The organism is Mesorhizobium japonicum MAFF 303099, from assembly GCF_000009625.1.
Lineage (GTDB): Bacteria > Pseudomonadota > Alphaproteobacteria > Rhizobiales > Rhizobiaceae > Mesorhizobium > Mesorhizobium japonicum.
Genome location: NC_002678.2, coordinates 5,607,914 through 5,622,549 on the forward strand (window position 1 = coordinate 5,607,914; position 14,636 = coordinate 5,622,549).

The 14,636-nt window shown below is 62.4% G+C and carries 18 protein-coding genes; 9 read left to right on the top strand and 9 right to left on the bottom strand.

Going from position 1 to position 14,636, the window contains the following annotated elements:
* The first annotated feature begins 217 nt into the window (after window positions 1-217).
* The 9 genes from MAFF_RS27860 to MAFF_RS27900 are packed head-to-tail and all read left to right on the top strand — an operon-like array spanning window position 218 to window position 7,757.
* Window positions 218-1,267 (top strand): PilN domain-containing protein, encoded by a 1,050-nt coding sequence (locus MAFF_RS27860; protein ID WP_010914347.1) that lies wholly within the window; start codon window positions 218-220, stop codon window positions 1,265-1,267.
* A gap of 2 nt (window positions 1,268-1,269) precedes the next feature.
* A complete protein-coding gene (gene gspM, locus MAFF_RS27865; protein WP_044549419.1) occupies window positions 1,270-1,863 on the top strand; it encodes a type II secretion system protein GspM in 594 nt (197 codons plus the stop codon).
* On the top strand, window positions 1,860-2,435 hold the full coding sequence (locus MAFF_RS27870; RefSeq protein WP_044549421.1) for a hypothetical protein: 576 nt from the start codon (window positions 1,860-1,862) through the stop codon (window positions 2,433-2,435). Before gspM ends, MAFF_RS27870 begins: the two co-directional genes overlap by 4 nt.
* On the top strand, window positions 2,432-3,358 hold the full coding sequence (locus tag MAFF_RS27875; RefSeq protein WP_044549423.1) for a hypothetical protein: 927 nt from the start codon (window positions 2,432-2,434) through the stop codon (window positions 3,356-3,358). The genes MAFF_RS27870 and MAFF_RS27875 overlap by 4 nt, the downstream gene beginning before the upstream one ends.
* Window positions 3,355-4,998: a GspE/PulE family protein gene (locus MAFF_RS27880; RefSeq protein WP_032928967.1), complete on the top strand. Its 1,644-nt coding sequence runs from the start codon at window positions 3,355-3,357 to the stop codon at window positions 4,996-4,998. Before MAFF_RS27875 ends, MAFF_RS27880 begins: the two co-directional genes overlap by 4 nt.
* The gene (locus tag MAFF_RS27885; protein WP_010914351.1) at window positions 4,998-6,215 is read left to right on the top strand and encodes a type II secretion system F family protein; all 1,218 of its coding nucleotides are present in this window, start codon (window positions 4,998-5,000) and stop codon (window positions 6,213-6,215) included. The genes MAFF_RS27880 and MAFF_RS27885 overlap by 1 nt, the downstream gene beginning before the upstream one ends.
* Window positions 6,212-6,685 (top strand): prepilin-type N-terminal cleavage/methylation domain-containing protein, encoded by a 474-nt coding sequence (locus MAFF_RS27890; RefSeq protein ID WP_010914352.1) that lies wholly within the window; start codon window positions 6,212-6,214, stop codon window positions 6,683-6,685. The genes MAFF_RS27885 and MAFF_RS27890 overlap by 4 nt, the downstream gene beginning before the upstream one ends.
* A complete protein-coding gene (locus tag MAFF_RS27895) occupies window positions 6,682-7,041 on the top strand; it encodes a PulJ/GspJ family protein (protein WP_080511955.1) in 360 nt (119 codons plus the stop codon). The genes MAFF_RS27890 and MAFF_RS27895 overlap by 4 nt, the downstream gene beginning before the upstream one ends.
* Window positions 7,038-7,757: a PulJ/GspJ family protein gene (locus MAFF_RS27900; RefSeq protein WP_157866098.1), complete on the top strand. Its 720-nt coding sequence runs from the start codon at window positions 7,038-7,040 to the stop codon at window positions 7,755-7,757. Before MAFF_RS27895 ends, MAFF_RS27900 begins: the two co-directional genes overlap by 4 nt.
* Before the next feature lie 19 nt (window positions 7,758-7,776).
* Here MAFF_RS27900 and gspG read toward each other — a convergent pair whose 3' ends face one another.
* From gspG to MAFF_RS27935, 9 genes are all read right to left on the bottom strand, one after another.
* On the bottom strand, window positions 7,777-8,247 hold the full coding sequence (gspG, locus tag MAFF_RS27905; RefSeq protein WP_010914355.1) for a type II secretion system major pseudopilin GspG: 471 nt from the start codon (window positions 8,245-8,247) through the stop codon (window positions 7,777-7,779).
* A complete protein-coding gene (locus tag MAFF_RS27910; RefSeq protein WP_010914356.1) occupies window positions 8,247-8,741 on the bottom strand; it encodes a prepilin peptidase in 495 nt (164 codons plus the stop codon). Before MAFF_RS27910 ends, gspG begins: the two co-directional genes overlap by 1 nt.
* 2 nt (window positions 8,742-8,743) lie before the next feature.
* Window positions 8,744-10,870 (bottom strand): type II secretion system secretin GspD, encoded by a 2,127-nt coding sequence (gspD, locus tag MAFF_RS27915; protein WP_010914357.1) that lies wholly within the window; start codon window positions 10,868-10,870, stop codon window positions 8,744-8,746.
* A 262-nt stretch (window positions 10,871-11,132) separates the two neighbouring features.
* Window positions 11,133-11,390 (bottom strand): transposase, encoded by a 258-nt coding sequence (locus MAFF_RS27920; protein WP_010914358.1) that lies wholly within the window; start codon window positions 11,388-11,390, stop codon window positions 11,133-11,135.
* 96 nt (window positions 11,391-11,486) lie between these two features.
* The gene (locus MAFF_RS39415; protein ID WP_157866099.1) at window positions 11,487-11,834 is read right to left on the bottom strand and encodes a hypothetical protein; all 348 of its coding nucleotides are present in this window, start codon (window positions 11,832-11,834) and stop codon (window positions 11,487-11,489) included.
* A 132-nt stretch (window positions 11,835-11,966) separates the two neighbouring features.
* Window positions 11,967-12,629, bottom strand: a complete 663-nt coding sequence (locus MAFF_RS27925) for a transposase (protein ID WP_010914359.1) — start codon at window positions 12,627-12,629, stop codon at window positions 11,967-11,969.
* Between the two features lie 74 nt (window positions 12,630-12,703).
* On the bottom strand, window positions 12,704-13,069 hold the full coding sequence (locus MAFF_RS39420; protein WP_157866100.1) for a hypothetical protein: 366 nt from the start codon (window positions 13,067-13,069) through the stop codon (window positions 12,704-12,706).
* Between the two features lie 312 nt (window positions 13,070-13,381).
* Complete coding sequence (locus MAFF_RS40910) at window positions 13,382-13,765, bottom strand: transposase (protein ID WP_010914361.1); 384 nt, start codon at window positions 13,763-13,765, stop codon at window positions 13,382-13,384.
* A 106-nt stretch (window positions 13,766-13,871) separates the two neighbouring features.
* On the bottom strand, window positions 13,872-14,603 hold the full coding sequence (locus MAFF_RS27935) for a hypothetical protein (protein WP_044549428.1): 732 nt from the start codon (window positions 14,601-14,603) through the stop codon (window positions 13,872-13,874).
* Window positions 14,604-14,636 lie beyond the last annotated feature (33 nt).

A 14,636-nucleotide genomic window follows, 5' to 3' on the forward strand; every position in this document is an offset into this window, starting at 1 on the left:
GCCTAAAAGCCAGCCGGGTGGTTCCGCAGGCTGGAAACGGTGCGCGCCACTGCCGAGCTCCGCAACGGACAGCGTTCGCACGTGCGTTCGGCTCCCAACAAAAGCTGTGGCTAATCCCTCTCCCGCGCCTTCGCAAATATCCGCATGGCACCAGCATCTGTAGTAGTCTCAGCCTGAACCTCGGCTGAGAATCAGCCGGGGCGGCGGGTGGTTGATTGTGGCGACATTCAACGCGCAATTTCTGGATTTTTTCGACTGGTGGCTCGATGAGCTGCGAGGGGTCTGGACGCGGGTTGTTCCCGGGAAAGCACAAGCTTCGACCGTCGACTGGATCGTCAGCCTGGCGGATGACGGCATTCGTGTGCGCGAGGCCAAGGCGCCGGAGTTCCAGTCGATCCCGCTGGCGCTCACGGCTTCCTCCGACGAGATCCTGGCGCTGCTGCAGGGCGGGACCCGGCGCAGGCGTTCGAGCTTCGATATCAGGGTCCAGCCAGGCCTGTTCCTGACCCGGCAGCTCTCGGCGCGGCGTCTGCCTGTCCGGCAGGCGCGCGACATGGCCGAACTCGACCTTATGGCTTCGACGCCGATCGACCCGGCGCAGGTGCATGTCGTGTTCGCCGCGGCGGCGGAACAGGACAGCGCCTACCATGTCGTCAAGGCCAAGACGCTTGCCGCCGTGCTGGACGCGGTGCGCCGGGCCGGTGGCTCGGTCCGCTGCTTGTCGTTGTCGCAGCCCGAAAACACGCTGCGCGCCGATCCGCTCAGCCTGGCCGCCATCTGGCCGCCGACGGCGCGCGACCGGCGTGCCAGGACCGCCTGGATTGCGGCCCTTTCGGTGCTGGCCGGGGCGGTGCTGGTGACCTTTGCGCATGCGCATTGGCGCGCCTGGCAGGCCGAGGCCGAACTGGATACGCAGATCGCCGATGCGCAGGTCCTGGCCAAAGCGGCGCGCGCCTCGCTGCAGAAGCGCCAGGCCGGCATCGAGCGGATCGAAAAGATCCGCCAGGAAAAGAAGACGACGGCGTCGCTGGTGCGCGTCTGGGCCGAGTTGACGCATCTGCTGCCCGACACGGCCTGGCTGACCGATCTCTCGGCCAAGGGCGACGACCTGACCATTTCAGGCTTTTCCACCTCGGCCGCCGAACTGATCCAGCCGATCGACGCCTCGCCGCTGTTTTCGGCGCCTGAATTCGCCTCGCCGGTGGTCAAGGTTCCCGGTCAGGATGGCGAGCACTTCACCATTTCGGCCAAGATCGGGGCGCTCTGACGATGCTCTCCACCATCCTCAACACAAGGCCGACGATCCGCCGCCTGATCGCGCTGGCGATCGCCGCGGTCACGGCCTGCGTGCTTGCCTGGGTGGTGTTCGCGGCGTTCGACAGCGTCGCCTCCGTACAGGCCGGGATCGAGGAAAAGCGCGAGCTTCTCGGCCAGTTGCAGAGCGTGGCCGCCCTGGCAAAGCGCCTCGACAGCGCCGCCAGTCCGGAAGCCGCGGCCAATCCCGAATTTCTCACCGGCGGCAGCGAGGCGATCATCCGCGGCGGGCTGCAGACCCGGCTGAACGCGATTGCCGCCGCCAATGGGGTCAGCGTGCTGTCGGCTGGCAATGCACCGGTGCTCAGCGAAGCCGGCGTCGATTTCATCGGGCTGCGGGCCAACCTTTCGGGATCGCTGGAAGGCATCCACAACGCCATCCTCGCCATCGAGACGTCGCTGCCGGTGCTGTTCATCCGCGAGGCCACCTTGCGCACCACCGATGTCGGGCCGGCGGCGGGACGGACCGGCGATCCCGAGCTTTTCGCCGAGATCCTGTTTTACGGGCCGCTGCAAACACCGATGGCACCCGCCGGGGTCAAACCATGACCGGGAAATTCGCAGGCCTGGCGATTGCGGCTGTCATTGCGGCCCTCGCTTTGGTCAATGTCGCGCTCTTCGACACGCCTGTCGATATCACGCCCGTCGCTTCCGGCAAGGGGCATGATGGCGGCCTCGTCTCAGTCGCGGGATCGCTGCAATTTCCCGAAGCCGGCGATTTCAGCGAGACGTTCCAGCGTCCGCTGTTCACGCCGACACGCCGGAAATTCGTGCCCCCGCCGGTCGCGCCGCCGCCGGTGGAGGTTGCCGCTGCCCCGGTCGAGCAGGCGCCGGCGCCGCCGCCATCCGAAGCGCCACCGGCCGTCGCCCCATCGCTGCTGGGCATCAGCATTCACGGCGGCGCCGCGAAGGCGCTGCTGCGCGTCGCCGGCAGCGAAGCCGCGGTCTGGTATGGCAGTGGAGACACGGTTGACGGCTGGAGGGTGTCGGCGGTCGACAAGGATCAGGCCGTGCTGGAGCGGGATGGCAAGCTGGCGCGCATCCCGCTTTATCCGCCATGGAAGAATGTCCCGGCACCCGCGAATGCGCCGCCGCCACTCCCGAGCGAACCGCAACTATGAGCGACAGCGCACTCCATGATAGCGCGGGCACCAACTGGCGGGATGAAAGCGCCCGCAGCGGCTTTTCGCTGGTTGCCGTGCTGGTGTTCATGCTGATCGTCTCGGCGATCGTCGTCCCCTTTGCCGTGACGGCCAAGACACGGTTGATGATCGCCAACAGCGAGGTCGAACAGGAGCGCCTGTCGCTGCTGGCGGAAGGCCTCGGCAATGTGGTCGCGAGCGCATTGACCGGCGGCTCCGGCGGGCAAAAGTTTTCGCTGGATTCCACGCCGACATCATGCCGGTCGGGAGAGTATAGTTTCACCGTGCGCGTCCAGGATCATGGCGGGCTGATCGATCTCAACGCCGCGGATGACCGCCTGCTGGAGCTTGGCTTTGCGGCGCTCGGCTTCGAGCAGCAGGCATCGGCCGAATTGGCCAAGGCCACGATCCGGTTTCGCGACAGCGCAAAGCTGTTCGCCGACCTGCCGCGGTCGAGAAGCACTGTCGGGCCGCCCGAAGACAAGCAGGCGCCGTTCGAATCCGTGTCCGAACTGCAGGAGTTTTCAGCACTGTCGTCGATACCGCTGCATACCCTGAATGGCGTTTTCACGGTCAACTCGAAGCGTGGCACGATCAGCGCTGATCGCGCGCCAGGCCGGCTTCGCGCCGCCCTTGCAAGCGGCTCCAGCGCTTCGGTCGTTCAGGCGGTGGCCGATGCATCTGCCTACACGGTCGACGTGGCGGCGAGGCGGGACGGCTCCGGGATCGCGGGCGAGGCCGGGTTCATCATCGAGAAATCTCCGACGGGCGCGGCATTTTCCCGCGTCGCCCGAAGCCCGGCCGCCGAAGCCGGCGTATTGCCGCCAGTTGCCGGCACCGCCGACTGCGAGATGCTTTTCGGCACCGAGGCGGCACAGATCCTTAGGGGTTGGAGCTCATGAACGCTTCCGCCCAGACGAAGGGGATCGAGGCGTTTCTCGCCTTTCTCGAGGGCGAGAAAGTGCTGACCGCGCATGCCGCTCAACGCGCCTTGGGAGCATCGCGAACATCGGGGCACCCGTTTGATACGGTGATGACCGAACTCGGGCTGATCGGCGAGCAGGAGCTGGCCAGCAGCCTCAGCCGCTATCTCGAAGCACCGATGCCGGTCGAGATCCCCGAACAGGTCAGCCCTGAAATGCTGGCAAGCGTACCGCTGGCCTATCTCAGGGAAAACGCCATCCTGCCGCTGCAGATGGACGCCGAGCGGCTGGTCGTCGCGGTGGCCGATCCTTTCTCTTCGGCCACCATCGATGCATTGGCCTTCCACTATGAGCGCACCCTGGCGCTGCGCATCTTGCCAAGGCGCATGATCGCCGAATGCATCGACCGCATCGAGCAATCGGCCCTTGCCGCCGTTTCGAATGGCGGCGGCAGTGGTGAAATCCTGGATTTCGGCCCTGACGACCTCGAGCGCTTGAAGGATTTCGCCCGTGAGGCGCCGATCGTGCGCTTCGTCGCCGAGACCATCCACAAGGCGGTCGATGCAAGAGCCACCGACATTCACATCGAGCCGCTCGAAGACCATGTCCGTATCCGCTTCAGGCATGACGGCATGCTGTCCACCGTCGACACCGCGTCGATCGCGATGCTGTCCGGCATCTCGACCCGCATCAAGATCCTGTCGCGGCTCAACATCGCCGAACGGCGCCTGCCGCAGGACGGTCGCATGCGCATTGCCGTGCGCGGCCGCGACGTCGACCTGCGCGTCTCGGTCATTCCGTCCATTCACGGCGAGGCCATCGTGCTGCGCATTCTCGATCGCGCCGGCGTCGAACTGAAGCTGGAGAAGCTTGGCTTCGACGGCGCCGCGCAGGCCAAGATCCGCAACATGTCGCAATCGGCCAATGGCATCGTGCTGATCACCGGTCCGACCGGCAGCGGCAAGACGACGACGCTGTACTCGATCCTTGCCGAGCGTTCGCGGCCGGACGTCAAGATCTTCACCGTCGAGGATCCGGTCGAGTACCGCATGGCCGGCATCACCCAGCTCCAGGTCAATCCTGCGATCGACCTCGACTTCGCCGCCGCCTTGCGCTCGATCCTGCGCCAGGATCCCGACATCATCCTGCTCGGGGAAATCCGCGACCGCGAGACGGCGCAGGTCGCGGTCCAGGCGGCGCTGACCGGCCATCTGGTGTTCTCCACACTGCACACCAACAGCGCCGCCGGCGCGCTGACGCGGCTGCGCGACATGGGCATCGACGGCTATCTGCTCGGCGCGACGATCCGCGGCGTCATCGCGCAGCGGCTGTTGCGCCGTGTCTGCCCGACCTGCCGGGGCGCGGAGCAGACCGGTCCGGCCTGCCGCACCTGCAACGGCTCCGGCTACAGCGGCCGCACGGTGACCTATGAAATGCTGCAAGTGTCGCCGCGCATCGCCGAACTCATCGACCAGGGCGCCGGCGAAATGGAGATCGGCCGCATTGCCGCCGAGGACGACCTGGTGCCGATGTCGGTCCACGCAACCGCCCTTGCCCGATCGCAGGTCACCACAATGGACGAGGTCCGCCGTGTCATCGATCTGGCGGGAGCTGACTGATGCCGGCCTTCGCCTATCGCGCCTACCTGGCCGACGGCTCGACGGAGGCCGGCGTTCTCGATGCGTCGACCAAACAGGACGCCGCCCGAAAACTGGCGCAGCAGGGTCGCCGGTCCTACCATCTTGCACCCGTGAACAGCGAAAGGCCGCAGCTTCGCCTGCCGGGCCGCAGCGCGCTGACGCTGACCCGCAGGGTCGACCTCAGCCGCTTGTTCTCCGAGCTTTCGGTTCTCCTGAACGCCGGCTTCACGGTCGACCGCGCCCTGGGCGCGGTCATTTCGGGCGAAGCCAACCGGCAGCGGCGCCAGCAACTGCAATCGGTGCTCGACCTGACGACCGGCGGCCGGCCGATCGCCGAAGCCTTTGCCGCACTGCCGGGCATCACGCCGGACGTTGCCGCCTTGCTTGCCAGCGGCGAGCGCAGCGGCAAGATGGCCTTTATCTGCCAGCGGCTGGCGGACACGTTCGAGGCGACGGCCAAGCGCCGCGCCGCGATCATCGAGGCGTTGGCCTATCCGGCCTTCCTGCTCCTGGTCATGAGCGGGGCACTCGTCATTCTGGCGACGGTCCTGGTGCCGGCGCTGGAGCCGATCTTCGAGGGCTCGTCGGCCCCCAAGCCCTTCACCATGACCATGCTTTCCGCCTTCGGCACGGTGTTCCGCGACTACCCCTTCGTTTTCCCGCTGGCGGCGGTGCTCGGCCTGCTTTGCTATCTCCTGCTGTCCCGTTCCGCCGGCGCCAGAAGACGGCTTTCGCACTGGCTGCTGCGGATCCCGCTGATCGGCGCGCTGGTCAGGGACGCGGTGATCGCGCGCTATCTCGAAACGCTTGCGCTGCTGCTCGGCAACGGCGTGGCGATGACCGAGGCGCTTGGCCTTGCCGCCAATGTTTCCAGGCAGAGTTCGTTGGCGACAAGCTTCGCATCGATCGAAGACAATGTCGCCAATGGCGCCCGCCTGCACGGCGCGATCGTCAAGGCAGGGATTTTCGACCACGCGACAATGTCGCTGGTCTCCCTTGGCGAAGAGGCCAATGCACTTCCCGTGGTGCTGGATCGCGCCGCTAAAATGCTTCAGCTGACGCTGACGCGGCGGATCGACACCGTGCTGAAGCTGCTGACGCCAGCGCTGACGATCTCGCTCGGTTTTCTCGTCGGCAGCCTGGTCATTTCGGTTATGACGACGATCCTCTCCATCAACGATCTGGCGCTGCAATGACCGCCGCTCCCGCAGCCGACACGCAGGCACACGCGACGGCGGGGTTCACCCTGGTCGAGATGCTGGTGGTGCTGGCGATCATGGCGCTTGTCGCCGCCATCGCTGCACCGGGGCTGGTCAGCCACTATCGCACCAAGAGCCTGGAGACGGTGGCCGGCGAGATCACCATGCGGTTGCGCCTGTCGCGCACATCGGCCATCGCCACCGCCCGGCCGAAGCAGGTCCTTGTCGACCTGGGTAGCCGTGTTATCCGCTTCGGCGAACGAGACAGCCTGGCCTTGCCGGACGATGTCAAAATGACCGTCATCACCGGCCAGGAGACCGTCGTCGCCGACCGGCAGACGGTGCTCACCTTCCTTCCCGACGGCCGCGCTTCCGGCATGGACATGGCGCTGCAGCGGAAAGGACGGACCGCGCGTATCGCGGTCAACTGGCTGACAGGGCTTCCGACATGGCGAACCCTGCCATGACTGGGCCATTGCCCCAATCCTCATCCGAAGATGGATTCTCGATCCTGGAGATGATCGTCGCCATGACGATCCTGGCGCTCGTGCTGGGCATCGCCAGCCAGTCGATCGTGCTGGCCAGCCGCAGCATTGCCGCGGCCAAGCGCCAGGTCGAAGCGGCCAGAACGGTTCGCATGATGCTGGCCGACTACGAGGCCCGGGCACAAACCACGGCACAACCGGGCTGGACCCTGAAGACCCGCACGATAGACGTCGCGAAGGCGAAAGTGACCGCCGTTCTCATCGAGAAGCAGGGCGGCGCGTTTCCAAGCGGGCCGTTTCTGACCTTTGTGCCGGCGCGAGGCCCGGCTGCGCCATGAGCTGGATGTTCTCCCGCGCTCGGGCGAAGGCCCGCGCCGTTCGCCGCCATCTTGCAGGTGCTGCTTCATCAAGCGTCAATGCGCATCCGCAATCCTCGGGGCCGGTGGCGGGTTTCGCGCTCATCGATGTGTTGGTGGGGCTGGCGCTGATCGGCGTCATCACGTCGCTGATGATGGTCTTTCTCGGCCAGGCTCGAACGATGATGCGCATCGAAAAGGCAACCGAGTTCCAGATGGAGGTCGACGCCGCATCGCGGTTTCTCGAGACGGCGATCAGCCATGCCGAGGCCTTGCCCCTGTCGAAATCGTCGCCGGACCAAGTGCTCTATCTCAGCGGCGATGGTGCCTGGGTCGAGTTCAATGCCGTTCAGGCGATCGGCTTCAAATCCTCCGCATTGCGCGAAATCACCGTTTCGCTTGCCGACGGGGGCCAGACGGGGGCGGCGCTGGCCATCGTCCAGAAAACGCGGCGCGGCAGCAAACCTGGTGCAGCGGTGTCGAGCGAACCGGTGCGGCTGATCGGCGGCGTGAGTGCCATGAAATTCGAATATCTAGACAACGCGCTGGCGCCGCCATCGTGGCTGCCGGGCTGGAATGCGCCGCGGCAACTGCCCGCCGCCGTGCGCTTCACCCTCTCGGTGGTGCGCGATGGCGCGGCCTATTCGTCGCGCGGGTTTGCCCGCCTCGATCTTGCCGGCACCCCTCGCACGAATTGAGCGCTCTCTCCGGTCGCCGTCAGTTGGTGACGTCCTGGTCCTCGCCGGTTCCGTCGGGCTTGCCGTCCTTGCCAAGGCTGCGGATGACCACGCCGCTGGCATCGGCCTTCACTTCGTAGGAGTAGGGCCTGCCCCATGGATCCTTCAGGCCGGTACTTCCCTTGAGATAAGGCCCGTTCCAGCGCGTTTCACCGGCAGGCTGCGCGACCAGGGCGTTGAGGCCCTCTTCGTTGGTCGGATATTTCGCATTGTCGACATAGTAGAGTTCGAGCGCGCTTTCGATGTTGCGGATCTGCGCCTTGGCCGCATTGGTCCTGGCCGCGCCGAGATAGCGCAGCACCTGTGGCGCCGCCAGCGTGGCGATCAGTGCGATGATGGCAAGCACGACCAGAAGCTCGACCAGGGTGAAACCGCCTTCGCGATCGTCGCGAGCGCGGCCCGTTTTTTCGGAGGATTGAAGTCTTTCGGAGGGTTGAAGAAAGCGCATCATCAGAGCAGTCCCATGTCTAGACCTGCAAATTGCTCCAGCGCCCAGCTTGCGCCGAGGCCGATGGCGATGAACGGACCGAAGGCGACGCGGGCCCGCGCCGCCGCCGGCCCCGTCGCGACCACCTGGCCGCCGACGAACAGCAAAGCGCTGGCGCTGGCGATGAACAGCAGCACCGGCAACAGCAGCGGGCTGATCCAGCATGAAGCGGCCGCCAGCATCTTGACGTCGCCGAGGCCGAGGCCGATGCGTCCGGTCATGAGGAAATGGCCGCGCCTCAGCAGCCAGGCGGCGGCGAAGGTCGCGGCGGCGAAGAGCAGGCGCTGCGGCATTGCGTCGGCGTCGGCCGCCAGCTGATAGGAAAGGCCGATCCCGGCGAGCGCCAGGTTGAGCCCGTCCGGGATGATCTGCCGGCGGAAATCGGCGATCGAAATGGCGCCAAGCACAACCGCCAGGGCGATCGTCGCGGCAAGCACGAGAGAGGGGTGCGTCACCATCGTCAATACGCCAGCCTCTTCAAATCCTGCTGCAGCTTGGTGCCGCCGCGCCGCTTCTGGATCGGCGTCTGCAGGCTGATCTTGCCGCGGAATTCGTCGGTCACCTCGCGGGCTTCGTTGATATCACGCACGACATGTGGCCGGATGAAGATAATCAATTCGGTCCGTCTGATCGTGTCGTCCTTTTGCTTGAACGCATTGCCGAGTATAGGGATGTCGCCGAGGATCGGCACCTGGCTGCGGTCGACACTGTTGTTCTGCTGGATGAGGCCGCCCAGCGCCAGGCTCTCGCCGTCATTGACCAGCACGCGCGTCTGGACCTTGCGCTGCTGGATGGTTGGCGAGTCGATATCGGAACTGTCCGTCTTGGTGACGTTGCTGACCTCCTGCTGGATGTCGAGCATGACCCTGCCGGCATTGTTGATGCGCGGCGTCACCGTCAGGATGACGCCGGTATCCTTCATCTGGACCGAGTTGATGATCGGCGCGCTGCCGTTGCCGGTGTCCTGCGATTGCTGGGTCAGGATCGGCACCTGGTCGCCGACCTGCAGGATCGCCTTCTGGTTGTTGAGCGCCATGATGGTGGGCGCCGAAATGACGTTGACGTCGGTGATCTTGGAAAGCGCGTTCAGCGTCACCTGGATGTTGTCGGTTGCATAGCTCCAGTTGAAGCCGGGCAGGGTGGCCGCCGCGGCGGCCTTGGCCACGTCGGTCACGGAGACCTTGGTACCGCCATTCTCGAAGAACCAGCGCAGGCCGTATTTCAAATCGTCGTTGAGCGTGACTTCGGCGATCACCGCTTCCAGCATGACTTGCGTCGGCAGCACGTCGACCTTGGACAGGATCTGCTCGATGCGCTGGTAGTCGCGCGCCGTGGTCTGGATCAGCAGCGCATTGTTCTCGACATCGGCGACGACAGTGGCATGGGCGGGCGCCTGATTGTCCTGCTGAGGCAGCGAGGGCGAAGGCCCGGTCAGCGGCGCCGGTGTGACGCCGTCCGACTGCATGGCGATCGGCGTCTGGTCGGGCGCCACGTTCGAGCCGCCCGATTGGCCTTCGGTCTTCACCGTGGTGCCGAGAACCGAACTCAGCACCGATGCCAGTTCCTTGGCCGGCCGGTTCTGGATCTGGTAGACGAAGAGCTGGCTTTCATTGGTCTCGGCCAGCCTGTCGAGCTTGTTGATCCAGGTTGCCGCGCGCGCCAGATAGGCCGGGCGCGAGGTGATCACCAGCACCGAATTCAGCCTGTCGTTGGGGATGAACTGGATGAGCTTGGCGCCTGGCCCTTCCTTGGTGCCGAAGATCGAATCGAGTTCGGCGGCGACCGCTTCCGGCTTGGAGGTCTTCAAGGGGTGCAGCGCCACCGACATGCCGCGCATCCAGTCGACATCGAACACCGAGACCGCTTCGCGGATGGCATTGAGGTCGCTGTCGCTGCCGGCGACGGTGATGATGTTGCGGGTGGAATCGACGCGCAGCACCGAGCCCTGGCGGGTGATCGGTTCCAGAATGGTCTTCATCTCGTCGGCGGCGATGAATTGCAGCTGCAGCACCTGCACCTTGACGCCGGGACCGGACGGTGAGGTCGACGGCACGCTGACCGGCGGAGTGCTGGCCATGATCTCCGACAGCGGCACGATCTGGTAGGTGCCGGCGCGGCTGGTGATGCCGGCGGCGTTCACCGCCAGCGCCGATTGCAGGATGTCGACCAGCGCGTCCTGCGACACCGGCTGCGAGGTCTGCAGCGTCACCGTGCCCTGCACGCGCGGGTCGACGATGTAGTTGAGGTGCAGCGCGTCGCCCAGCACCGCCTTGGCCGCGTCGGCGATCGGCGCGTTGACCAGGTTGAGCTCGAACTTGCCGGAGCCGTCGCTCGTCACCTTGGTGACCGGGGCGCCCGACGAGACGAACTGGCCAGTGCCCTGATATTGCGCGCCGTTGAAGCGCTGTGCCGCGCTCGACGCCGAAGTGACGGCGGCAGGCCCGCTATAGCCCGCCCGCAGCGGCGAGTTCTTGGCGTGCAGGCTGTCGATGGTCTCGGTGAAGAAGTCCTTGCCCGGCGCGGAGGTGCAGCCGGCAACAGCCAGCAGCGTGAACAACACGACGCAATGACTCGGCTTGCTCGACATCCACCCGATTCCCCAAGAGCCTCAGTCTAGGGCTTCTTGCAAGCCGATGTCGGGAATGATGGCGGTGTTTGGGGTCTATCCACAGGGTAGGTGGGTTGTGGGCTGCTGGGGTAGGGTGGGAGCGTCAGCGATCGGGATATCGATTGAGGACGCTTGAATTCCGGCAGAGCAGATTGGTCTCGTCCGGCACTGCTTTGGACTACAGAGGCGGCGTGGCTTTAGCGGCTCAGGTGGTCGAGACGGTCTGGCAATAAATGCACTGTCACCGTAATTCGCGGTGCACCTTGGCGAGTGCGCGGCGCAGGCCGCCGGGATCGGCCGGCGTCAGGATCAAATGCACATGGTTCGGCATCAGGCACCATGCCCAGATGCCGACATTGGCGGCACGGCAATGCTCGGCCAGCAGGGTCTTGTAGAGCGCGTAGTCCTCGGGCGTGAAGAACACCTTGGCCCGCCTGTTGCCGCGTTGCGTCACGTGATGCGGCAGACCGGGAACGACGATGCGGGCAAGGCGAGCCATGCGGTCGATCTACGCGCGGCGATAGCCAGACGAACAGGGTAAAAAGTGCACTGTCACCGTAATTTCCGCATTCAAATAGTGCACTCTCGTCGTAATTTATTCTCCAATTAGCCACCAATGGTAGGTAATTTCTGGGGTGAAGGTAATTAAGGCTTCAGAGACGACGTCATGAATATTAAATACGACACGCAGGCCACTTTCCCCGTTCTGACCTTGAGTTATTTCAATGAGATTTACCTTCTCGGATGATATAGTGCCAAATATATTGCCTGCTATGCGAGTGGAAATCTGAAAAGATTTTGAAACATCGCTAAAAGAAACCTCCGCTTCCAACGGGCCAGTATTCGATCGAAAAACATATCGCACATATGATGTGCTTGGGTCTTCATCCTCTGGCTCGAGACCAAATGCAGCTAGAAATTCCAACTTGTCGGGAAATTTCATTCCGTTGTCCTCTTGCCCATATGGGTAATCATCGTCGAAAACTGTCGAGTCCCGTCGTCCATGACACGAAATGTTGACTCTGCCTTTGCAGCCTTTCCCGATGGTCCCATAATGAATTACGGTGACAGTGCACTAATTTTGCCCCGCCGCCCCCCGCTTTCCTGGTTTTAAGGCTCTTCCAGTTTGCCCGGCAATCTGACCAAGAAACACCTCGTCGCCCACCGGTCGGCCGATGCTCTCGGCCTGGCGCAGCGCGTCGAAGGCCGCGACATCCGTCTCGACCAGGTCGAACAGCCCGCTCGATGATGGCAGACGGTCCCGCATTGGCTGCAGATCGGTGACGCCATCGGGCTCGCCCGTCAGATGCGCCTGGGCGCTTGACCAGGGCCAATCGGTCGCCTGTTTCGCCAGCCCTGCGCGCACCGGATTCAGTCCGACATAGCGCACCGCCGACAGGAGGTGGTCCTCGTCCATCGCGACGGCGCCGAAGCGACCTTGCCAGAAATGTCCGGTTTTCTTCTGCCGCGCATGGATGATGCCGGCATAGGCGCGATGCAGCTTGGCGAGCGCGCGCCGCAGGCCGTCAAGATCGGCCGGCGTCAGGATCAGGTGCACTTGGTTCGGCATAAGGCACCATGCCCAGATGCCGACATTGGCGGCGCGGCAATGCTCGACCAACAGGTTGTTGTAGAGCGCGTAGTCCTCGGGCGTGAAAAACACTTTGGCCCGCCCGTTGCCGCGTTGCGTCACGTGATGCGGCAGACCGGGAACGACAATGCGAGCAAGGCGAGCCATGCGGTTAATCTACGCACGGCGACAGCTGAGTGAATAGGTAAAAGTGCACTGTCACCGTAATTCCCGCTAAGAGTTTAGCTGTCAAAAAGTGAATTTATATCCAATTCCTGGAAAAAACTCCATATGCTTATAATGCTTAATTCCGAATCGTCAGTACTATGCATAGTTAGAATGATATTCGTTCCATTTTTCGATTTTAACATGGTGTAGATGAGACGACCTCCGTCTTCTAGCAATGTCATCTTGATAGATTTATTCAAGCTTTCTCTGGACTGTCGAATCCACTTGGAAGAATATTGAAATTGTTCGAGCATAGACTTTTCATTTGAAAACGGTTCATCTGACAGACGTTTGAAGTCATCCCAAGATTTTGAAATCGATGCAAGAATTACCTTGTCAATTCTCTTTTTTTCCGTTGAACTGACTTCAAGATTATTCATTCATTTTCGCTCCAGCTTTTTTGCCCTGGTTTTTGGTAGGCCACGCGGACATGCACTGAAGCTTCAATACGACGAATTACGGTGACAGTGCACTAATTTTGCCCCGCCGGCCCCGCTTCCCTGGTTTTTGCGGCTCTTCCGGTTTGCCCGGCAATCCGGCTAAGAAACGCCTCGCCGCCCACCGGTCGGCCGATGCTCTCAGCCTTGCGTAGAGCCTCGAAGGCCACGGCATCCGTCTCGACCAGATCGAACAGCCCGCTCGATGATGGCAGACGGTCCCTCATTGGCTGCGGATCAGTAACGCCATCGGGCTCACCTGTCAGATGCGCCCGGCCAATCGGCCGCCTGTTTCACCAGCCCTGCGCGCACCGGATTCAGTCCGACATAGCGCACCGCCGACAGGAGGTGGTCCTCATCCATCGCGACGGCGCCGAAGCGGCCTTGCCAGAAATGACCGGTTTTCTTCTGTCGCGCATGGATGATGCCGGCATAGGCGCGGTGCAGCTTGGCGAGCGCGCGGCGCAGGCCGTCGGGATCGGTCGGCGTCAGGATCAAGTGCACATGGTTCGGCATAAGGCACCAAGCCCAGATGCCGACATTGGCGGCGCGGCAATGCTCGACCAACAGGTTGTTGTAGAGCGCGTAGTCCTCGGGCGTGAGAAACACCTTGGCCCGCCCGTTGCCGCGTTGCGTCACGTGGTGCGGCAGATCGGGAGCGACGATGCGGGAAGGCGAGCCATGCGGTCAATTTACACGCAGAGATAGAGGCGAACAGGGTAAAAGTGTACTGTCACTGTAATTACTAAAATCTCCAAGTTCTTATTTCGTTCAATACCGATCCTGCGACGGATAAATAATTATAAAGGTTGATAAAATTATGTTTTTGCGTGCCGCAATACTCAAAACTACAATCAAAATTCAGCTCGACTACTGCATATATAATTTTTCCAAAAATCTCCCAGTCGCTTACGTTACAAAGTAGCATTCCATCCTTTGAGAAAATTCCGATATTAAATCGCATTCTCCAGTCATATTTATTCCTAATATCGAAAGTCATCCTCATGCTTATTTTGTCGAGGAATTCGCTGCCTCGCCAAGTTAGATATCCGCTCCCCTTCGTTGGGGATATGTCTTTTAATCCTAATTCTGAAAAGTAACCGTTGACTATATTGTTGATAAACTTGGCGTCGGTGCTATCTGGCGTCTCGCGCTTGGAAGAATTTGCGTCATGGTGATAGAGATAGCCGGTTCGCTCTTTCCATAGGCCTATGTCTCGAATGACGGCGTTGAGTGAACTTTCCTCAGCGGGGCCTATGCTGGCGGATAGGGGCATCGCCTGCTGGAGCCGCCGCGCCATGAATGCGGCGATAACCTGAGACTTATCTGAGCTAATTTCCTTCATTGCAGGCTCATGGAAAATACCTTGCAAGCCATTGTAGCTAAGCTCAGAAAAGATGCCCTGATGATTGTTGACGGTGCGAAGCAATACCTCCAAGTTCCGTTTAATTAGATTTCCCATATTGAAATCTATCATAGTTTTACCCTTCAAAGCGCTAGTGCTGCTAGT